Annotated in this window: 12 protein-coding genes, 1 tRNA gene and 1 pseudogene; 10 read left to right on the top strand and 4 right to left on the bottom strand. The window is 33.1% G+C overall.

Annotation, left to right across the window (positions count from 1 at the left end; translation table 11 throughout):
- Positions 1-457: 457 nt before the first annotated feature.
- The 6 genes from ACNC7R_RS11730 (at position 458) to ACNC7R_RS11705 (ending at position 12,589) form a co-directional block, all read left to right on the top strand.
- The gene (locus tag ACNC7R_RS11730) at positions 458-3,652 is read left to right on the top strand and encodes a SusC/RagA family TonB-linked outer membrane protein (protein ID WP_417941268.1); all 3,195 of its coding nucleotides are present in this window, start codon (positions 458-460) and stop codon (positions 3,650-3,652) included.
- An 11-nt stretch (positions 3,653-3,663) separates the two neighbouring features.
- Positions 3,664-5,679: a RagB/SusD family nutrient uptake outer membrane protein gene (locus ACNC7R_RS11725; RefSeq protein WP_417941267.1), complete on the top strand. Its 2,016-nt coding sequence runs from the start codon at positions 3,664-3,666 to the stop codon at positions 5,677-5,679.
- 30 nt (positions 5,680-5,709) lie between these two features.
- A complete protein-coding gene (locus ACNC7R_RS11720; RefSeq protein WP_417941266.1) occupies positions 5,710-8,778 on the top strand; it encodes a SusC/RagA family TonB-linked outer membrane protein in 3,069 nt (1,022 codons plus the stop codon).
- 18 nt (positions 8,779-8,796) lie between these two features.
- On the top strand, positions 8,797-10,605 hold the full coding sequence (locus ACNC7R_RS11715; RefSeq protein WP_417941265.1) for a RagB/SusD family nutrient uptake outer membrane protein: 1,809 nt from the start codon (positions 8,797-8,799) through the stop codon (positions 10,603-10,605).
- Between the two features lie 22 nt (positions 10,606-10,627).
- Positions 10,628-11,695 (top strand): DUF5627 domain-containing protein, encoded by a 1,068-nt coding sequence (locus ACNC7R_RS11710; RefSeq protein WP_417941264.1) that lies wholly within the window; start codon positions 10,628-10,630, stop codon positions 11,693-11,695.
- A gap of 195 nt (positions 11,696-11,890) precedes the next feature.
- Complete coding sequence (locus ACNC7R_RS11705) at positions 11,891-12,589, top strand: DUF1826 domain-containing protein (protein ID WP_417941263.1); 699 nt, start codon at positions 11,891-11,893, stop codon at positions 12,587-12,589.
- 67 nt (positions 12,590-12,656) lie between these two features.
- Here ACNC7R_RS11705 and ACNC7R_RS11700 read toward each other — a convergent pair whose 3' ends face one another.
- Positions 12,657-13,097, bottom strand: coding sequence for a response regulator (locus ACNC7R_RS11700; RefSeq protein WP_417941262.1), 441 nt, complete (start codon positions 13,095-13,097; stop codon positions 12,657-12,659).
- A 38-nt stretch (positions 13,098-13,135) separates the two neighbouring features.
- Complete coding sequence (locus ACNC7R_RS11695; RefSeq protein WP_417941261.1) at positions 13,136-17,473, bottom strand: PAS domain S-box protein; 4,338 nt, start codon at positions 17,471-17,473, stop codon at positions 13,136-13,138.
- A 978-nt stretch (positions 17,474-18,451) separates the two neighbouring features.
- On the opposite strand from ACNC7R_RS11695, the pseudogene ACNC7R_RS11690 reads away from it, so the two are divergent.
- The 3 genes and pseudogenes from ACNC7R_RS11690 to ACNC7R_RS11680 form a co-directional block, all read left to right on the top strand.
- Positions 18,452-18,982, top strand: a pseudogene (locus tag ACNC7R_RS11690) (IS1595 family transposase); the annotation flags it as partial.
- Between the two features lie 62 nt (positions 18,983-19,044).
- Positions 19,045-19,410 (top strand): transposase, encoded by a 366-nt coding sequence (locus ACNC7R_RS11685; protein ID WP_417939511.1) that lies wholly within the window; start codon positions 19,045-19,047, stop codon positions 19,408-19,410.
- On the top strand, positions 19,391-20,374 hold the full coding sequence (locus tag ACNC7R_RS11680) for an ISL3 family transposase (protein WP_417943128.1): 984 nt from the start codon (positions 19,391-19,393) through the stop codon (positions 20,372-20,374). Before ACNC7R_RS11685 ends, ACNC7R_RS11680 begins: the two co-directional genes overlap by 20 nt.
- Before the next feature lie 182 nt (positions 20,375-20,556).
- Here the strand turns inward: ACNC7R_RS11680 and ACNC7R_RS11675 are convergent.
- Positions 20,557-20,637: transfer RNA gene (locus ACNC7R_RS11675), tRNA-Tyr, on the bottom strand.
- A gap of 316 nt (positions 20,638-20,953) precedes the next feature.
- Positions 20,954-21,712 carry an IS5 family transposase gene (locus ACNC7R_RS11670; protein ID WP_417941260.1) on the bottom strand — a complete coding sequence of 253 codons (759 nt, stop codon included), beginning with the start codon at positions 21,710-21,712 and terminating at the stop codon, positions 20,954-20,956.
- A 947-nt stretch (positions 21,713-22,659) separates the two neighbouring features.
- Here ACNC7R_RS11670 and ACNC7R_RS11665 point away from each other — a divergent pair.
- Complete coding sequence (locus ACNC7R_RS11665) at positions 22,660-23,493, top strand: 1,4-dihydroxy-2-naphthoyl-CoA synthase (protein ID WP_091498989.1); 834 nt, start codon at positions 22,660-22,662, stop codon at positions 23,491-23,493.
- Positions 23,494-23,551: the final 58 nt, after the last annotated feature.

The following is a 23,551-nucleotide window of genomic DNA, read 5'->3' as shown; positions in this document are numbered from 1 at the left end:
ACTATTTACAAGGAAAATTGCACAATCGATTGTTTTGTGAATTTTGCATATATTTTATCAAACAATTAACTCTCTAATAATTTAACTAACCTCAAAACCTCATTATGCCTATGAAATAGTGTACAACTCAAAATTTGCAATTTTGGAAGTAAAAAATTCAACAATACTATTCTAACCACATAGATTTAATTATTTTTCTTCTAAATACATTTAATGTATATTATAATTGATTATACATTTTGGCAGTTTTAATGGTAAAAAACATTTGACTTTTTGCCATAGATACATGTAGCAAATCCAATCCTTATTTTTTTATATTCTGGTTATAAACTTTTGTAAAAAAGGCAATTAACCAAAATATAGCTGATAAAATTCTATTCATTTTTAATCATATTGAAATTGGGTATAGGTGCTGCTATGGATATAAATTAATATTCTAATTTGAAATAATTAAAAAATGTTAAAACATTATAAAAAAGTACAACTTATAAAAATGCTGCATAGCAGTAAAATTTTGATTTTTACAGCTTTATTTTCTTTTTTGTTTTCTAATGTATTATGGACAAAAGAAACAAAAAATAGTTTTTCTTATGTGAAAAACGAGATAAAGTTAAAAGATCAAAATTATACTGTGACAGGTATTATTACTTCTACAGTAGATAAATTACCTATTCCTGGTGTAAATATAACAGTCAAAGGCAACTCAGGACATGCCGCTATTTCTGATTTTGATGGAAAATTTAAAATTACCCTCCCTTCTGCAGAGGCTATATTAGTATTTAGCAGTATCGGAATGAAGACGATAGAACAAAAGGTCTTTGCGAGTTCAAGTGTAAATATTAGTATGTCTCCTGACCAAACAGCTCTTTCAGAAGTTATTGTTGTTGGTTTTGGTAAACAAAAGAAAGAAAGTGTTGTTGGTGCTATTACGCAAACATCGGGTAAAGTTTTACAGCGTACTGGAGGTGTTACCAGTTTAGGAGCTGCTCTTACAGGTAACCTGCCGGGAGTAACCACTTTGCAAACTACTGGGAAGCCTGGTGAAGAAGATCCTGAAATTATTATTAGAGGAGTTAGTTCCTGGAATAATAGTAGTCCTCTTATTCTTGTTGACGGAATAGAACGTTCTATTAATAGTATTGACATTAGTTCAGTTGAGACTGTTTCAGTATTGAAAGATGCTTCAGCTACAGCAGTGTATGGTGTTAGAGGAGCTAATGGTGTAATACTTATTACTACAAAAAGAGGGGTTGCAGGTAAAGCTAAAATCGATTTTGGTTTTAATTCAGTAATGAAATCAGTTTCAAAGCTTCCGGGTAAGATGGATGCTTATGATGCTCTTATGGTAAAAAATAAGGTGATTGAATATGAACTAAATCAGCAACCATCAAGCTGGGAATATATGAGATCTCAAGCCTTTATTGATAACTACCGTAATCAGACTACTCTGGAACAAAGAGAAAGATATCCTAATATTGACTGGCAGGATTATTTATTTAAAGATGAGGCAATGGCGTATAATGCTAATTTAAATATAACAGGAGGTACCGAGCGGGTGAAATATTTTGCAGCAGTAGATTATGTTAATGAAGGGGATCTCGTGAAAGTACCTCCAAGCGGCCAGGGTTTTGAATCCGGATATAATTATAACAGATTAAATACCAGAGCAAATTTAGATTTTGAATTGACTAAATCTACTACGTTCAAAGTAAACCTTTCTGGTTCTTATGGTGTAAAAAAAGCACCCTGGAGGGTAATTTCTGAGGGCTATATGTGGGCGGGAGCTTATGGTACAGCTCCTGATATTTATATGCCGATTTATTCAGATGGATCCTGGGGGTATTCTCCTGCTAATCAGGTTGATGGTGCTAATTCAGCACTAAACTTAGCTATAGGAGGATCAGAGCTAAAAACAACAACCCGTATTACAACTGATTTTAATTTAAGACAGGATTTTGGTAAACTACTTAAAGGTCTTTCCGCTAATATAACTTTTTCTTTGGATAATAGTTTTTTTGAAGAACAAAGAGGAATAAATAATAATAATTATATAGTTAAAGAAAAATATATAGATCCTCTTACAGGAATTGTTACTGTAAGAAATACTCCAGATGTAACAACCAATTTTGATTTTTATGAAGCAACAAACTGGACTGTAAATGGGGGTACAATGAATGATTTGGCAACTTATCGAAATTTAAATTATCAGGCACAAATTAATTATGTACGGGATTTTGGTAATCATGCTGTAACAGGAATGGGGAATTTTCAACGTCAGGAACAAGCTATAGGAGCTAATATTCCATCTTATCGTGAAGATTGGGTTTTCAGGGGTACTTATGGTTACAAAAAGAAATATTTTATCGACTATAATGGTGCTTATAATGGATCTGAAAAATTTGCAGCAGCAAACAGGTTTGGATTCTTTTCTTCAGGAGCTATAGGCTGGATGATTACTGAAGAAAAATTTATGAAAAAACTTACTTTTATAGATCAGCTAAAAGTAAGGGCTTCTTATGGTGAGGTGGGTGATGACAGTTACAGTGGTGGTCGCTGGTTATATGAGAGTGTGTACGGTAGTAATATTTCGCAATCTCTTTTAACTCAGGGAAACCAGGGAGAATTAAGTACATACGGCTGGATCACTCAAACGCAGATAGGCAATCCTAATATAGCATGGGAAAAGGTAACTAAAAAGAATTTAGGAGTCGATTTTTCTTTTTTAAATAAAATCTTTTCTGGTAGTGTTGATTTCTTCAATGACTACAGAACTAATATTATCTTGAGCGGAAAAGACAGGGCAGTACCCTCTTATTTTGGATTTGCTCCACCTGTTACTAACACCGGTATAGTAGAGGTTAAAGGTTATGAGATAGATTTTCGATATAGTCAGCCAATCTCTCAATATTTGCGATTATGGGCTAATTTTTCGTGGACACATGCAGTGGATAAAGTTATATATAAAGATGATCCGGAACTTCTGGCTGCTTATCGTCAAAAACAAGGCTTTCCTAACAGACAATCGTATTCAATGATTGATATGGGTTTTTATAATAGCTGGGATGAAGTGTATGGAAGTACTGCATTTGAAAACAATGACTATAAGATTCCGGGTAATTATAGAATATTAGACTACAATGGTGACGGAGTAATTAATGGCCCAGGAGACACTGTACCTTATGGTTATCCAACAAATCCTCAAAATACCTACAATGCTACTATTGGTTTTGACTGGAAAGGTTTTAGTGCAATGGTTCAGTTTTACGGAGTGAGTAATGTTTCCCGTTTCATAGCTACAGAAAGTTTTCCTAAAGCTTATTTTAATACAGTTTACGAACAAGGAAGTTATTGGTCTAAGGACAATCAAAATGCAGATTCCCCAATGCCCAGATTAAATAGCACTTTAAATTCGGCAAGTAATGGTACCCGTTTTTTGTATGATGGTTCTTATGTTCGTTTAAAAAATGCAGAAATAGCCTATACTTTTACTTCAAACTGGACCAAAACTATTGGATTGGAATCATTACGTATTTATGCAAATGGTAATAATCTTTTCTTATGGACTAAAACACCTGATGACAGAGAAGTAAATGGAAATACCGCTTATCCATCAGTAAGACGTATCAATTTAGGTTTTAGATTAACATTATAAAATAGTATAAAATGAAAAAATATAATAAGATAGTACTGTATTTTGGACTCTTCTTTTTTCTGGCAGGAAGTATTACTTCATGTACTGATTATTTAGATATTAAATCTGGAGCTACAGGCGATCCTGACGATTCATACGCTAATTTTCGCAATTTCCAGGGTTTTACTGAAGAATTGTATAACTGTATTCCTAGTTTTTGTAATCGTGATGATAATAATTTCTTTAACAATGGCGAAGAAGAAATGTGGCAACAAAATGCTACTAATCAAAATGCCTGGATTTGGAATGTTGATTTGGGGAATTTTAGAGCCTGGATAGGGCCTGGTTATGGACTTGGAGGTTCTTTCCTTGATGCTACTCATACCGATCAGATAGGTGCTCCGACTGGTTTAAGTACGGATAATAATAAAAAAACAAAAGCATTATGGGGAGGTTCCTGGTATGGAATAAGAAAAGCCAATATAGGTCTTGCAAATCTTGAAAAGATGGTAGATGCCACCCAGGAAGAAAAAGATCTGATAGCAGGTCAATTGTATTTCTTTAGAGCCTGGTTTCATATGCAAATTATAAGTTACTGGGGAGGTATGCCTTATATTGATCAGGTATTGCCTTCAGATCAGCCTTTACGATTACCACGTCTGACTTATCAGCAAACTGCAGATAAAATTGGTGAAGATTTTAAAAAAGCGTATGATTTACTGCCAGGAAACTGGGATGATATAGCAGCCGGAAACGCAACCAAAGGTAAGAATGAACTTAGGATTAATAAATGGATGGCTATTGCTTATTTAGGTAAAAATTATTTGTATGCCGGAAGCCCGTTGATGAATAAAACATCTGGAGGAGGAGAAACGTATAACGCAGAATATTGTAAAAAAGCAGCAGAAGCTTTTGGAGTTTTACTGAACGCTGTTGAAAATGGTTCATGCCAGTACAGACTTCTTCCATGGGGTACTAATGGTACATCTTATGAGCAGGTATATCGTACTAATGGTCAGGGAGGAAGAATGCCCGGGTCTTTAAATACAGGAGGAGTAACCTATTTGGAAGCCATTTTTAGAGGTCCGAATTATGGCGGTACTAGTCAGTCTATGGATAAAGAATATTTATGTGCCGGAGTTTTATGGGACAGAAGCTGGTCACAATATCCTACAGCAAATTATGTGAATTATTTTGGTATGAATAACGGAATGCCAATAAATAGTGCAAACAGAGCAGATGTTGATGATCCAGTTTCAGGTTATGACACACACTATCCTTGGAAAAACAGAGATCCTCGGTTTTACCTTAATTTTGGTTTTGACACCAGAAAAATGGTAAATTCAACTAGTACAGCTCAGGCAAAACAATATACATATGCTAATTTATATGATGGTGCTAAAGTAGGAAATTATAGATCGGATAGAAATAAGGGAAGCAACACAGGGTATTTGTTGATGAAATTTGATCCTCTTGGGTTTAATAAATTTGATAATGCTTTTAATAATCATCAAGTTCATATTCCGTGGATGCGATTATCAGATGTTTATCTAATGTATGCTGAAGCAATTGCTATGGGACACAACAATATTCATGCTACAGCAACAACTTGTACTCTGGATGCTGTAGCAGCTATAAACAAAGTACGTAACCGTGTATTGTTACCTAATGGAGATCCTTTACCAGGTGTAAATGCTGCTTTTTTAACATCTCCTGAAATTTTCATGTCAGAAGTAAGACGCGAGCGTGCTGTAGAATTAGCCTATGAGGGGCATCGTTTTAATGATTTGCGTCGCTGGCTTCTATTAACTAAGTATCCTTATAATATTAAAACAGGAATTAGTTTTGATCGTGATATTCCAGAAACAAATGATGTAACTCCCACAAATGTTTTTCTTGACAAAGTTAATCCTGAAAATAATAAAATAAATAATTTGAAGGAATATGTAGTTTTTGAACGTCTATATTCAGATAAGCATTACTGGCTTCCATTAAAGCAGGCAGACGCTAGTATCTATTTAGAATTTGATCAAAATCCTGGCTGGTAATTGCAATATATAATCGAAAAATAAACAATAATGAAATATATCAAATTAGTATTTTTTATATGCGCAATACACACTCTTTTTTCATTAAAAGTGAGTGCTCAAGGCAGCAAAATAATAGTATCCGGTATTGTAGTTAACAGTAAAGGGAATCCCGTTTCAGGCGCAACAATTACCGGACAAAATAACCAGACAAGTGTTGCTAATGACGCTGGTGAGTTTGGTTTAACAGTTGATGAAAATAGTTTTATGACTATAAACGCGCCAGGATATAAAACTACTTCTGTTCAAGCAAAAACGGATTTACAAACAATAGTTTTAGAATCCACAGAAATGGTACAAGTTGCTTTTAATACTGTTGATAAAGCTGATATTCTTGGTGGAGTTTCAACTGTAAACATAGCTAACATGTTAGGAAGTAATTATACCACGAATAGTTTAGACAACTTATCCAGTTATATTCCTGGGTATCACGGCGCAAACATTTGGGGTATGAACGGTAGAATAGTGTTAGTTGATGGGATTCCACGTGATGAATTTAATGTGATACCTTCTGAAATGGAAGATATTACAGTATTAAAAAGCGCAGCTGCTGTTGCATTATACGGAAGTCGTGCAGCAAAAGGAGTAATTTCTATTACCACAAAAAGAGGTGCAGAAAAGAAGAATAGGTTCGATGTGCGTTTAAACACTGGGATAATGGCTCCAAAACGTTATGCAGAGTATTTAGGTTCAGCTGAGTATTTAAGCTTGTATAATGAAGCACTTATAAATGATAAGATTTCAATTGTTAACAATGGTTCTTATACTTCTGAGACAGATTTAGCAAATTATGCTTCAGGTACAAATCCGTATCGTTATCCAAATGTTGACTTTTATTCATCTGACTATCTTAAAAAATTTTCCAGACGTTCTGAAATAGTGACTGAATATACCGGAGGAAATGAAAAAGCTATGTTTTATGTCAATGTAGGAAATTACAATACCACTACTTTACTTGACATAGGGAATGGGAAAAAAGAAGGAGAAAATCGTTTTAATATCAGGGGAAATCTGGATATTAAGTTGAGTAGTATGATTACCAGTAAAATTAATACTAGTGTTACTTTTTATGATGGTAATTCTGCACAGGGAAATTTTTGGGCAAATGCGGCTACTCTTAAACCAAATTTGGTAGCCCCTCTAATTCCAATTAGTTATTTAGATAAAGCAGATGCGGCATCTTTAGCTTATATAGAAAGCAGTCCTTTCATAATAAATGGGCAGTATTTTTTAGCGGGTACTGCTACACAGACTACCAATCCTTTTGCAGATATTTACACTAAAGGAATTATCAAAGGAACTTATCGTAAATATCAATTTGATGCTTCACTGAATTTTAATTTAGCAAGCATTCTAAAAGGATTGACTTTTGATACCCAATTTGCTATTGACTACAATACACAGTATTCGCAAAACATTGATAATAATACTTACGCTGTCTATACCCCTACATGGAACACTGACGCTGATGGTGATTATATCTCAAAGTTGACCAAAATCGGGGCTGATTTAAATAATAACTCAAGATCGCTGGATAATGCTTATCAGCGTCAGACTAAGTTTTTTGCAGGAGTACTTAAATACAAGTTTGATTATGACAAAGTACATAACTTCTCAACAATGTTGGTTGCGCATGGTTATACTCTTGCTGAATCAGAAGTGTATCACGCTATTGGAAATGCTAACTTAGGGTTTCAGTTTAACTATAACTATAAGAACAAATACTATGCTGACTTTACTCAAAACATGGTTCATTCTGTAAGATTTGCACCAAAACAGCGTGATGCGTTTTCTCCAACGGTTTCGGTAGGATGGAGAATAAGTAAAGAGAAATTTTTATCAGAAGCTAAATTCATTGATGATTTAAAATTGACGGCTAGTGCCGGTATCCTAAATACAGACTTAGACTATGATGCCAATACGGGTTTTAATTTATTTAGAAGTTCTTATAGTACAAACAATGGAGCCTATTTTTCCTGGCAGGAAGGACGCCAGCTTAGAACCACAGATGTTTTGCGTGGAGAAAATTATGCTTTGGGATTTGAAAGAAGAAAGGAAATTAGCTTAGGATTAGAAGCTTCTCTATTTAATAATATGGTTCAGGTAAGCGCATCGTATTTCTATAGCAGACTGCTAGGTATTCCAGGCCAGGATGTAAATTCGTATCCTAATTTTTTATCAGTTAATAATCCATCTCCTTCGTCATTCATACCTTATTCTAATTATCAGGCTGATCAAAGGGAAGGATATGATTTAGGAATCTCTTTGAACAAGCGAATTCAAAAAGTAGATTTAAATATAGGATTTGTAGCCACTTATTATGATACTAAAGCCTATACACGAAATGATGTATTGTATGTTGACGATTATCAAAAACGTCAGGGAAAACCAGTCGATGCACTTTTTGGACTAAAAAGTGATGGTTTTTTCAGTGTAGCAGACATTGAAGCTATGGCTAATAAATCTCCAGGAGCTCCTGTACCGCAATCATTTGGTACTGTAAAACCAGGTTCGATAAAATATGTTGATGTTAATAATGACGGGGTTGTTGATAATAACGACCAGGTTTATTTAGGCAGAGGTGGATATGCCGGGGCACCGCTAACATTAGGTCTTAATACGACTATTAAATGGAATAATTTTTCTTTATTCGTATTGGCGAACAGCACTAGTGGTGCTTATGGTTTTAAAAACAGCTCTTACTATTGGGCATCAGGGATAAATGCAAAATACACAGCTGCTATGCGAGGTCGTTGGACAGAAGCAACTGCTGAAACAGCAACTTATCCAAGTTTATCTACCGGTAATAATGGAGATAATAATTTCCGAAATTCAGATTTTTGGCTGTTTAAAAATGACAGAATTAATTTAGCCAGAGTACAGTTGTCTTATGATATTCCTAAGAAATTATTAGCGAAGACTTTTATTAATAACTTAGGTCTTTATGTTAATGGAAGTGACTTGTTGACCATTTCAAAAGAAAGGCAGCATTTAGAAACAAATATTGGTACTGCTCCTCAGATGAGATATTACAGTTTAGGACTAACGGCTGCATTTTAATTTTAAAAATTTAGAATAATGATAAAGAATAAAAACATATTTGTAATTTTAATTCTATCCGTCTTATTTGTAAGCTGTACAGATCTTATAGATCCGGCACAGGAAAATATTCGGGATAAGAATACTACATATGATGATCCAAACTTTGGATTAGGACTTTTAACTCAGGGTTATGCAAGGATTCCAACAAATGGATGGTCTTTTAGTGAGGTTGCTACTGATGATGCAGTGACTAACGTACCGACTAATGGCTATTTAAGATTGGCTACAGGTCAATGGAGCGCCTCAAATAATCCTGCAGATCGTTGGACATCATGTTTTTCAGGTATTCAATACATGAATATTGTGCTAAATGAGGTAGATAAAATGACATTTGCAGAGGACCCTCTTGTAGATAATCTTTTTAAAAGCAGAATAAAAGGAGAAGCATATGGTCTGCGTGCCCTTTTTATGTACCATCTTTTGCAAGCTCATGCAGGGTGGGTAAGCGGCACTTTACTAGGTGTCCCAATTTATTTAACAGAATTAGATATCAATTCAAATTATAACGTGCCTCGTGAAAGTTTTAATGCCTGTACTGCACAAATTTATAGTGATATCAATAAGGCAATTGAGCTTTTACCGGTAGATTACGTAGATGTAGCCAGCTCTAGCAGTATACCATCCAGATACAATACACCTGGAATGACTACAGCAAGCTTCAATCGTGCCATGGGAGCAAGATTTATAGGACTTGTTAGTGGACGCGTTGCGATGGCAATTCGTTCTCAGACAGCTTTACTGGCCGCTAGTCCTGCTTATGCTGGTGGTTCTAATGGTACATGGGAAGATGCAGCCGGATATGCTGCTCAGATTATTACTCTTAAAGGAGGTCTTGCCGGGTTACCAGCCACTTTTAACAGTGGTGTATCCTGGTATAGAAATGCATCAGAGATTAGTGCATTATCTGCAGGATCCAATTCGCCGGAAAGTTTATGGAGGGGAGGTACTTCTAACAATAATGATTTAGAACGCGATCATTTTCCACCTAGTTTATTTGGTAACGGAATTGTAAATCCTACTCAAAATTTAGTAGATGCGTTCCCGGCCAGCAATGGTTATCCTATTTCTAATCCACTTTCTAATTATAATCCGTCCAATCCTTATGCGAACAGAGATCCAAGGCTAAATGAGTTTATTCTTTTTCAGGGTGGAAGGGCTGGTGTGACTAATGCACAAGTGAATTTGATTCCTGCTACCAATCCTGTTAATCAGGATGCTGTTAATGCAGTGACCACTTCAACCCGTACAGGATATTACTTAAAAAAGTTATTAAGACAGGATGTTAATTACAATCCTAATGGCAGAAATACACAGCTTCATTACAGACCACGTATTCGTTATACCGAAATATATCTCAATTATGCTGAGGCTGCTAACGAAGCATGGGGGGCAGTTGCTGATCCAAGATCATATGGTTTTACAGCTTATGATATAATTAAGGCTATCCGTAGAAGAGCTTTAGGTATCAGTAATGATCCCTATTTGGAATCTATAAAAGCAGATAAGGTGGCTATGCGTGAATTAATTCGCAATGAACGCCGTTTAGAATTAAGTTTTGAAGGATTCCGTTTTTGGGATTTGCGTCGATGGAAAGTTGCTCTTCCAAAGTTAAATGAACCGGCTATGGGGATTACAGTTTCCGGCACGACAGCTAGTCCGGTTTATAGTGCACCAGCTGTTGTAGAAGAAAGAGTCTTCCAGGATTATATGTATTACGGACCTATTCCTTACAGTGAAACTCTAAAATTTAATAATCTATTTCAAAATGATGTCTGGAATAATTAGAAATAACTTAATGATACAAAAAATGAAAAAATTAATTTTAGCTTTATTAGTACTAACATCTATAATAGGATGCGAAAATGAACCTATCACATATGACGATTATGACTTTTCTGCGGTATATTTTCCTTATCAATATCCCATCAGGACTATTACTTTAGGAGAAGATATATTCGATAACAGTTTGGATCTTCAGCATAAATGCAAAATTATGGCTACACTATCAGGTGTTTATGATAATAAAAAAGATGTCACAATTAATTTTGTTGTTGCAGACACTATACCTGATCGATTTAATTTTGTTTTTTCTCCCCAAACAAATCCTGTAAGAGCAATCCGTCCTATGCCACGTAATTATTATACTTTAACGTCAGATCAAATTGTTATTAAAAAAGGCGATATTTCGGGAGGAGTAGAAGTACAACTAACAGATGCTTTCTTTAATGATCCTCAGTCTTTACAGGCAAATTATGTGATACCATTATTAATGAGGACTGTTACGAATGCAGATACCATCTTAAAAGGGAAGCCACTTATTGCCGGGACATCACCAAGGAGATTAAGGCTAAAACAATGGGATGTAGTTCCAAAAGATTATGTGCTATATGCTGTAAAATATATTAATACCTGGCATGGTTTTTATCTTAGAAGAGGTAAAGATGTAGTGACAGGTGCTGTAAATACTACAATTATCAGACGTCCAAAAGACATTCAGACTTATGATTCCGGAATCGATAATGTTTCAAAATGGCTAGTTAGTTTAAATTCTACATCTCTTAAGGGATTGAAATTTCCAGTTGTTTTAAAAGATGCTGCCAATGCAGACTATACGTGCAATTTAAATATCACTTTTGATGATAATGGCAATTGTTCCATTACTTCATCTGATCCATCTACATTTACTGCCACTGGAACTGGCAAATTTGTAAAAAAAGGGGAGAAGAATAGTTTTGGTAATGTGGATAGGGATGTGCTTTATCTGGATTATACAATTAATCACCCAGGGAAAGGCATTACAACACAAACAAAAGATACACTTTTGATGAGAAACAGGGGTGTTGTTATGGAAACTTTTGGTGTCATAGCCCAATAAAAAAAAATAATATTCTAATAGTAAAAACAAAAAAAATGATTAGCAGCAGTTTATATGCTGCTAATTTTTTTTATAGTAATTTATGATTTTATTACTTATTAGCACATACTAATAAAAGTTTTAAAGGTATAAAATATCATAAGTATCTAATATTGCATAATTTTGTAATATCTGATTCGTATTTTTATATTTTTCATGAATAAAATATTTTCTACTGGTAACCAAATAGGGATAGTATCTACTTTCTCTGAGCTTGTATATACTGATTTCAAAGAGGAAATGAATGCGCTATGCTGGTATAGAAGTTTAGATGGTGATTTTAATGAGATTGTAGCTAAATTGACTTTAAAAGAGAATATAACAGAAGTTTATCCTGAGGATTTAATGGCAGTTCAGTTGTCAGAAAAAGGAGATATGGCAAGGAAAATAATTTTACGGGATTTACAATTATTATCTGATTTTGGAGCTTCACCTTCTCTTAATTTAATAAAATGTTATGAACGCGATGATGAATTTGATTTCATATCTACTGATGTATATTCGTTTCATGTTGATCGTTCTCCCATTGCTACAGACACTTTTTTGTGTACCTATCACGGAGCTTCAGGAGATATAATATCTAATTTACAAGCAGAGCAAAAAGTCCTAATCCCGGAAGTCCGTGCAAAACTAAAACAACTGCATGATGGACCAGAGGAAGAGTTCGAAAACTTTTTAACAGAGAATTACTTTGATTTGCATTATAAAATGCATGAAGATACAGAACCAGTTAATTTAGGATTAAGGCATCTTTGGCGTCTGGCTGTATGTCATCCAAATCAGGTCGTACTTCCTTGTATTCACAGGGCACCAAAAGAAAATGAAGGAGAATATCGTTTGTTATTGATTTGTTAGGCATGATAAGCACTTAATTGTTTCAGGAATTCAGTCTTTCCTCAAAACAAAAAAATAATGATAAGCTCTATTTTGCTAAATGTTTTTCGAAATGTTTTTTTACTATTTCCTCAAGCATTGTACTATTTAAAGTTTTTTGTCTGTAATCAGTGATCTCTTTTATCGTGTCAGCTTTTGCTTTATCTGCAGGGTTAAAAGAACTGGTGAGCATTATGATACTAATTTTTTTCTTTCGTTCTTCAGGCATCAGATTCTTATATTTTTTTATAAATTCCCAACCGTCCATAACTGGCATGTTAATGTCCAGAAAAATTAAATCTGGCTGTGGGTTCATTGCGTGCTGAGATTCAAAATCTCCGTTACTGCATAGGTAATCAATCGCTTCTTTTCCATTTAAAGCTACCTGAATATGTTCTGTAATATCTGCTTTTTGAACGATTTTTTTATTGATAAAATTGGTAGCAAAATCATCATCTATTAATAAAACGCAATTTAATTTCTGTTCCATCTTATATAATTTATTTGTTCTCAATTTATGCTTGTAGTTTATTTAAATGGTAATGTCCATTTGAAAGTACTTCCTTCATTATATTTAGATTCTACCCATATTCTTCCATTATGATGCTCAATGATTTTTTTACAGTGTGACAATCCTATTCCAGTTCCATTATATTCATTACGATTATGCAAACGTTTAAAAATGACAAAAACTTTATCGGTATCATCTTTTTTGATCCCAATTCCATTATCAGTAACTGAAAACACCCATTTTTTTTCTTCTATTACCGCTGCTATTTTTATTTTTGGACTTAAATCTTTTTTTCTGAATTTAATGCTGTTACTAATCAAATTTTGAAACAACTGCCTCATTTCGGTAGCATTAGCTTCAATCGTTGGCAGATTTTCATATTCTATTATGGCATTGCTTTCATCAATACTGCTTTTCATATCCAGGATTACATCTGCTACAATAGTATTGAAGTCAATAATTGTCTTTTTTCTTTCTTTCCCAATTCTTGAATAATCTAAAAGACCTTTGACTAATAACTGCATCCTTAAAGTCGAACTACGAATAAAACCTAAATAATGCTGCTGATCTTCATCCAATTTACCAGTTAGTTCTTCTTCAAGCAACAGAGAGCAATGACTTACAGTGATTAATGGCTCTTGCAAATCATGAGATGCAATGTAAGCAAATTGTTCCAGCTCGGTGTTTTGAAATTCAAGTCTCCTGTTTTTAGAAAGCATCTCATCCTGCATTTGTCTTCGTTCATTGATATTTCGCATTGTTCCTTCAATATTTACAGGAATTCCTTTTTTATCGTATAACAGATGAGCATTTATAGAGAAATATAAAGGTTTCCCTTGAGGATCATACAATTGAACATCAAAATCAGAAATATGACCATTTGTTTTTAACTTTTTTAAGAAAAGATCCTTATTTTTTTTATTATGATAATAATCGAACACAGATTTTCCTATAATGTCCGAACTTGGAATCTGGAAATTCTTTTCAAATGACGGACTTACATCCAGCAGGATTCCTTCCATAGTAGTCTTCATATATATGTCCTGGAAGTTTTCATAGATAGATCTAAATTTTTCCTCACTAACTTTTAGATTTTTTTCAGTTTCTATTTTATCGCTTATATCACGTACTGAGCCCACAATATAGTCTGGCTCATTATTTTCATCAAAGATTATTCTGGCGTTGACAGAAACCGTGTACAATTTGGTATTGATTTTTATTTGTACGTCATAGTTCTTTATTTCTCCGGCACTTTTTAATTCCTCAAGTATATACTTTCTATCTTCGGGATGATAATAAAAATCGGCAAAGTTGCTTCCTATAACTTGTTCCTGCTGAATGTTAAAATAGGAGCAGGAAGGACTAATGTCTATTATTTTTTGATCTTTTACAGATGCTCTAAAGAAGACATCTCGTACGCTTTCAAAAATAGTACGGTATTTTTTCTCACTTTCCTTAATTTTTTCATTAGCTAACTCTATTTCTAATTCTGTTTTTTTTCTCTCACTGATATTCCTCATAGTGCCTTCAATGTATGAAGGTACATCATTGATATAACGGAGTTTCGCATTTACGGAAAAATACAAAATTTCTCCATGATTGTTGACCAGACGCTTTTCAAAATCATTAACTTCTTTTTCTGCAATGAGGGTTTTTATAAATTCATCAGCATCATTTATATCGTAATAAAAATCTTTAAAATTGCTGCCTATAACGGATTCCCGATTTAGATTGAAGTGTTTTTTTACCGATGGACTGATTTCCTTTATAGTGCCGTTCAGATCTCTTCTGAAATATATATCGTCAAAATTTTCATAGATGTAACGAAAGTTTTCTTCGCTTATTTTTAAATTTTCTTCAGCTACCCTTCGTTCAGTAATGTTTCGTAAGGCACCCACTAAAAACTCTGGTTTGCCTTTTTCATTGCGAACTACCTTAGCATTGATTGAAACGTAATAGTGTTGGTTCTTTATAGTTATTTCATTGTTAAAATCGATAATCTCATTATTTATAGTTAATATTTCTGTCATTTGATTTAATTGGGCTATATCAGGATAGATGTTATAAATTGATTGCCCAATAAGTTCTTCTCTTGTTATGCCGTTGAAGTAACTGCAAGACGGACTTACATCTAATATAATGTTGGTTTTCAAATCTGTTTTAAAGAATACATCCTGAACATTTTCGAATAAAATGCGGAAATCCTGTTCGCTTTTTTCTATTTTTTGATGTTGTTGACGGATTAATAGCTGGTTCTGTTTCCATTCATCCAAAGAGCGTACTGTGCCTTCAAAATGTGATATATCTAGTTTTTTATTGTATATTAATTTTGCTGTCATAGCAAAGGAACTAATCTGGCCGTTTTTCTTAATCAATTCAATTTCATAATCTTTTACTTTACCATTCGCAATCAGTTCCTGTTTAAGTTTTTTTCTTTCCTCCGGATCCACATATAGGTCACTCATATTTATGGCAAGCATTTCCTCCCTTGTATAGCCAAGGTAATTAATGATGGATGGGCTAACTTCATATAAATTACCTTCTGGAGAAGAGATAAAATAAACATCCATCACGTTTTCAAAAAATGAGCGGAATTTTTCTTCACTTATTTCTAGGTTTTCTTTTGCAAAATGATTCTCAAATGATTTGGACAAAATGTTAGCTATAGCTCCTATCAGATTCGTTTGTTCCTGTATGTGACTCATATAATCTTTGCCTCCTTTACATGAACCTATTTCTAATGTACCATATTCTTCTCCGTTTAAGGGTATTGATTTCCGGATGTACCAATGAGTGGCCTCATCTTTATCTGTATAGTCGTATTCAGGAACAATAATTCTGCAGTTGGTACTTTCGGGAAATTGAAATGCATTTGGAATAATTTTCACGCAACTGGCAATCATATCCGCTATTGAAAGCGAATTATCACTGTTGATTTCAAAAATATTCTGCAGGCAAGTAATTTCTTTAATACGTCTATTTAAAATCTGATTGCTTTTTTCTAATTCTGTTTCGTTTAATTTCTGTTTCGTTATATTGATAGAAATTGTACTTATACCAATGATACTATTATCTTTGTCTATTATTGGAGATATGAAGTTGTTCCAGTAATTTCCCAGATGGTTTTTTCCCTTATCTTCCTCTATATGAATATTTCCGTTTAGTACAGATTGGTAAATTTTCTGTGTCTGTATTTTTGCTTTCGGATCATGGATGTATTCAAACATATTGTCTCCCATTTTAATATCAGATCCGTACAAATCCCTCATGTTATCTTTATGAGTTAAATTAAAATTGATATAATTAAAATTAGTATCTAAAGTAAATATACTGATGCCATTTGGGCTTTGCATCGTTGCTTCTAAAATGTTTTTCTCAATGTTAAGTTTATATTCACTTTCACTCAATTTCTTTGTTTTATTGCGCTTTTCTGCAAGTATGCCGTGCAGAAACAGTATGGAAACAAAATTAACAAACAGGAAAAGCTGTAGCATAAAAAAGCTGTGTGACCATTTATAATTATGAGATTCATCAGCATAGAGTGATGTTGCATATAAAGAAATAATAGTTACTAAGACGGCTATAAGAGTTATAACTTTTAGATTAAAACGGTATGCCGCCCATATCAGAAAAAAAAGGATAATAGACTCATTATTCGCATTGGTGGTAAACACAAACAAAGAAACTGCTATTGTCAGTAACGTAAGGACGATTACTTCTGCTTTTTTATTGAAAGTCCAGGGAGTATTTTCTTTGGTTTTATATAGCCAGGACAGTACAAAGGGGGTAAATAAAACTGCTCCTAAAATATTTGATCTAAGAATAGTATTCCAGATTGAAATGAAATTATTTATAGTAACAAATGGAGTTACAATAAGAAAAATGCTGCCCAGAGAAATACTAAGAATGCAGCCAATCACACAGGCAAAAGTGAAATACAAAACATTAATTCCTTTTTCAAATGGATATTTGCTTTTACACCAGACTTGTATTAAATAGGATACTGTAAAGACATTAAGCCCAGTAAGAATCGGTCTTAAAATACAAAATAAAAATATTTCTAATAAATTTTCAAGAGAAGTAGCATTTCTAATATTAAGCTCAAACAGCCATACACTAAATAAGAAGCTTCCCAGAAGTACACCAATGATTGCATTTCTCCCCAAAATGATGACCGCAGCTATACTAAAACCAATAGCAGGAAAAAATGGAGCAATTTTTGTCTCAGGCATAAAATCGAAACTAGACGTTTTTGCTATTATAACATATAAAATTGCAATGAAAATCGTAGTTTTTATTTTGGAATTCAAAAAAGATAATTTATAATATTCGCGTTCATTTACGGGTACATTCATCTTTGCTATTTTTTGGAAATTCGCTATGGTTTAATTAAATACCAGATACTATTTTATCGATTTCTGTATCTTGACGGTTAAATGAGCATTTTGCTGACAGAAACTTAATCCCTAACATTCCTATAATTTATTTAATTTTTGAATATAAAGCTATAAAATGCTGACTAATAACTCTTTGTTGTTTTTTTTTAGTTTACTTTTTGTGTTTTTTTGAAATAGGATTTTATAATATTGCCTCAATCAATTTACGAAAAAAAATAATTTGAAACACAAGAATATAAAAAAATGGTTGCTACATTTATCACATTTACTTAGTTAAAGGAACTAAAAATAGAATTCTGTTACTTGATTTGGATAATGAAGTGATTTAAACTTTTGCCATTTAAAATTTTTTAAGTGCGATGATGATAAAAACAAGGTAATTATCCCCTGCCAACTTGAAAAAAGAGGTGTCAAATCTATTTAAAAGAGAACGAAAAAAATTTGCAATATAAATTCAGAGATATACTAATTATAATAATCAATTGAATAACACTTAATAGTGAAGATTCATTACGTTATAATGCAACTTAAAAGTACAAAATAAAAACTGACGCTTCGTTCTTCTATAAAGCGTCAGTTTTATTAAATTGAATTTGATTATACAAGGGAAGTACCCCTAAGGTATCTAAAAACTTATAATTTCTAATATTGAAGATTTAGGGTATGGTGAGAAAAATATTGAGCAAGTTAGTCCTGTTAAAGTTAACATTGAGGGTTCAACAAAGGTTACGATATTATGAGCAATTAATGGTGATTTGCCTATAAAGAGTTTTGGGACTACTTATACAGTAAGTAGCATCATGAGACTACATAATTGCTAAGTTTAGGCCTTTAAAATGATTTTAGTTTGTAAAATAATTGACTAATAGAACTCTTCTTAAAAAATAAATTACGACTTATTAATTTCCGTATATTAGTCCTTTATTTATAAAGGCTATGGAAGATTTTAAGGGTCAAAATATACTCAATTTGGTAAAAGAATTACCAGATGATTTGTCATGTAAGGCATATTTAAGCAAAATCAAGTGGATGGATGGCTTTAAATTTAGTAAATGTGGTTCCGATAAAGGATGTGAGAAGAGTGGTTATAATTATCACTGTTACGGTTGTAATCATGTAGAAAGTTCAACTGCTAACACGCTTTTTCATAAGGTTAAATTTGGTTTGCAAAAGGCATTTTTAATTGTATTTGAAATGAGTACATCCACTAAAAGTTTATCCAGTACTCAAGTAGCAAAGCGCTATGGAATTAGTCAGACTACAGCCTGGTTTTTTATGCAAAAAGTGAGAGTTGCTATGAAAAGCAGTAAAAAAAACTATCCTTTATCAGAAATTGTTCACGTGTATGAGTTTGTAATTGGTGGAAAAGAAGATGGTAAACAAGGTAGAAGCTATGATACAAAGAAGACAAAAGCAGTCATAGCTGTTGAATTGACTAATAAAAAAAGAATAAAACGAGTATGGATCATAACATATTGTTGTGGGGAAATATTAAAATCTAGATATTTGTATGTTCAATCTATCCCCCAATGCAAGATTCTTTTATCGATATCCTTAAGTTGTTATTACCTGAGATAATAGTAGACTACTTCGAACTTACTTCTTATAAAAAGAAAGATGAAACACTCCATCTGTATTTAAAAGAGATTAATTCGATACCTAAAGAATACAGAGAATCAAAATTAAGCTCAAAAGGATTCTTCGAAGAGATAACGGTTCAGGATTTTCCTATCCGTGGACACCAAGTATACCTTCACATCACTCGCAGAAGATGGCTTAATGAAGATACTCGAAAAATCGTTTTTAGAGATTGGAATTTAGTAGCAGACGGAACTCGTGTAACCCAGGAGTTTGCGTCTTTTTTAAAAGAGATCAATAGATTCCAGTCCAAATGATTGCAATACCATTGCCTCTTTCTATGGAGTTTCTGGTAGAAACCTGCAATGTCAATACAAAGATTTTCTAAGTGATTTCAAAGTTTGGGATCAAATATCACATGCTAAAAAATGGCTTCTTTTTCCACAAAATATTGGAAAGCGTTTATCAATAGACGAAACCTCACTTTCAAATGGCGAACTCTATACTATTTTAACCAACAAATCCGGTAAAGGTAGAAAAGGAACTATAGTAGCTATGATTGCAGGAACTAAAGCAGAAACAGTTATTGGCGTTATTGAAAAAATTCCTCTTAAACAGCGGAATCTAGTCAAGGAAATTACTCAGGATATGGCCGGGAATATGGGATTGATAGCTAAAAAGTGTTTTGCTAATGCCACTCGAGTTACAGACCGATTCCATGTTCAAAAGCTAGCTGCAGAAGCCCTGCAGGAAATCAGGATTAAATATCGTTGGCAAGCCATTGATCAAGAAAATGATGCTATTGAAAAAGCCAAAAAGTCAAAAGTAAATTTCGAATCTAAAACACTTTCAAATGGGGATACCCTTAAGCAATTACTAGCGAGGAGTCGCTATTTCTTGTATAAATCCAAATCGAAATGGACTCAAAATCAAATAGAACGTGCTGCCTTACTATTTGAGTTATATCCTGATATTCAAAAAGGATACAATCTAACTCAAGAGCTCCGTGGCATCTTTGAGAATACAACCGATAAAATCATTGGTTTTGCAAAATTAGCCAGATGGCATGAAAAAGTAGATCAATCTGGATTTAAGTCTTTCGGTACAATCTCTCGTACAATTATGAATCATTATCAAACCATCTTAAATTATTTTGATAACAGAAGTACTAATGCTTCTGCAGAATCATTCAATGCTAAAATAAAAGCATTTAGATCAAAATTTAGAGGTGTTAGAAATATAGAATACTTCCTTTTTAGGCTAACTAATATTTATGCTTAATTTTTGCCTCCCCACAGGTTTTTGCTTTGATCCCCTTTAATTTTGTGAGGATTTATAAATATTGAAAATAGTCCTAAAACAAAAAAACCTGCAAATCGTTGAATTTGCAGGTCTTAAGACATTTTTTATGGCTTTTTGAAAAGATTGAAAACTTTAAGTTTTCCGGCTTTTCGGCCTTTCCGTGGGGAGAGCAGGATTCGAACCTGCGAAGTTCTCACAGCAGATTTACAGTCTGCCCTCGTTGGCCGCTTGAGTATCTCCCCAATTTGACTATTATTGTGCTTTGTTGTTCTAAGCGGTTGCAAATATAGGAACGTTTTTGGTGTTTGCAAACAAAAAGCGAACTTAATTTTAAGTTATTTTTTAATTAATTGGTAGTGAATAAAATAAAAAACAATGTTTTTTTGTTCCTTAAAATAAGTCCGGTCTAAAAGCACTTTTTTGGGTTCAAAAGATCAAGTACAAATATATAAATATAAACCAGTTTTCAGAAAATACTTATTTATTAAAAAATAAAAATTTACCGCTTAATAGAGCCTGTTTAAAATTTAAATATTTAGAGCCTGTTTAAGAGCCTGTTTAAATTTTATTCAATAAATGTTTAATAGCTGCTAATTTGACTACGTTTTCAGCAGAATCAATTAATAGTTCATAATTTCTGCATAATCTTCTATCGTTGTCAAACCATGCAAATGTTCTCTCTACCACCCATCTTTTGTGTGTAGGCTTGAAGCCTGATTTTTTATCATCCGACCTCATAACTACTTGAATTATATAACCAAAATTGTTTTTAACTTGTTCTATAATTTCACCTCTATAGCCTCCATCGGCAAGGATAACTTTTACAGAACAAAGTAAATCCTTTAGGGTTCTGATCAATAAAAATACTGCTTTGCTATCATGAATACTCGCTACCGTTACCATAATGGCTAATAAAAAGCCATTTTTATCAACGACAACGTGTCGTTTTATACCTTTTATTTTTTTATTTCCATCAAAACTTTTTAAAGAACGATTATTTCCCCAACGAACGCTTTGGCTATCCATTATTCCTAAACTGGGTTCTGCATTTTGTCCTTTTTTACTACGGACTCCTTCTCTTAACTTCGAAAGCAATAAATCAAAATAATCTAAATCTGCCCATTTTGAATAGTAATAATAAACAAGCTGCCATTTTGGAAAATTACTAGGTAGCATTCGCCACTGACAACCACTCTTAATAAGGTAGTTGATCGCATTCCAGATGAAACGCAAGCTGTGTTTACGTTTTCTATCACCTAATTCTAATGTTTTTTTTATAAATTGCCACTGAGTTTCTGTTAAATCGGTTGGATACATCTTATTTGTAGTTTGGTAGCACAAAAAGAATAATTCCAATCGGTTTCTTTAACTCATAAAGACTTTTTTTTACATTTTTAAACAGGCTCTAAGATTTTTATGAGATTATTTTTCGATAGATGAGGCAAATTTTGAAAGAATAATAGACTTGTTTTTGAGTAAATTTAACGAAATATAACGGAAAATAAGCCGTAAAAAGCAATTAGATAAAATCTAAACAGGCTCTAACCTTAAAATTATTTTTTTCGGTAAATAACAAGAAAGACTATCCTGTACGAATAGCCTTTCTCTTTTTATTCTAGTTTTAAAAAATTGTAATTAAAAAAAAACAGAAATAAAATAATTTTTAATGCATTTTAAAAAGTAAAAATTTTACGAATTTTAAGATTTACTTTTAACGTATGTCTTCTAAATAATTGATCCATCTATTCAACAACAATCAATCAATTTCACGGCTTACCCTTTGGTTTTGTACTATATTTTTAGAAAGTTTTCAATTTTTAGTTCTCATCTATCGTAATCTTTTTTTGATAAATTGAAACAAACAATTCTACTATTTAACCCTCGGTGTTACTATCTTTTTCTTGAAGTTGAAACATATGAATAAATCATTTGCCCATTGTTTTTAGTGTTATAATTAAAAACCATAAAAAAATGAGCGACAATTTTTTTAATTTTTCTCAAAAAAAGTCATTTTTTAGGTTAATAAATCAGTGAAAGAAGTCAATCTATAAAGCAATAAAAAAAATGTATCTTATTGATTTATAGGATGTAAAATTAATTATTTTTTTTAAACACAAATGTTAAAATGTGTTATTTTTTATTTTTTCACTATTAAAATATACTGGAATATTGTTTAGAAAAAGTACTAACAAAGAATTGAGTAGGTAAAAATGTAAAAATGGTTTATTTTTACACTATAATTATTAAAAAAAATAAACAGAAAAATGGATTGGATAACTGCCAGAGAATTCGAAGATATAACCTATAAAAAATGTAATGGTGTTGCAAGAATAGCTTTTAACAGACCGAATGTAAGGAATGCTTTTCGCCCTAAAACAACATCAGAGTTATATCAGGCTTTTTACGATGCACAGGAAGATACTTCAATAGGAGTTGTTTTACTTTCTGCCGAGGGACCGTCAACAAAAGATGGTATATATTCTTTTTGTAGCGGAGGAGATCAAAATGCTCGCGGTCACCAGGGCTATGTGGGAGAAGATGGACAACACCGTTTAAATATTCTTGAAGTGCAGCGATTAATTCGTTTTATGCCAAAAGTTGTAATTGCAGTTGTTCCGGGTTGGGCAGTTGGAGGAGGGCATAGTTTGCATGTTGTTTGCGACATGACACTGGCAAGTAAAGAACACGCTATTTTCAAACAAACTGATGCTGATGTAACCAGTTTTGACGGTGGATACGGATCAGCTTACCTGGCAAAAATGGTAGGACAGAAAAAAGCTCGTGAGATTTTCTTTTTAGGAAGAAATTATTCCGCTCAGGAGGCTTTTGAAATGGGCATGGTAAATGCGGTCATTCCTCACGATGAACTGGAAGCAACCGCATACGAATGGGCGCAGGAAATTCTTCAAAAATCTCCAACGTCTATAAAAATGCTAAAATTTGCCATGAACCTCACAGATGATGGAATGGTTGGGCAGCAGGTTTTTGCAGGCGAAGCTACACGTCTTGCTTATATGACCGAAGAGGCTAAAGAAGGAAGAAATGCCTTTTTGGAGAAAAGAAAGCCAAATTTTGGCGAGAATAAATGGTTGCCATAAATTAATAAAATTGTTTAAGGTTTCAAATTTAAGGTCATACGCCGTTATGTAAAAACCT

The sequence above is a fragment of the Flavobacterium adiutor genome (assembly GCF_048282555.1).
GTDB lineage: Bacteria > Bacteroidota > Bacteroidia > Flavobacteriales > Flavobacteriaceae > Flavobacterium.
Note: the sequence above shows the minus strand (reverse complement) of the source record. Positions and strands in the feature narration are given on the sequence as shown.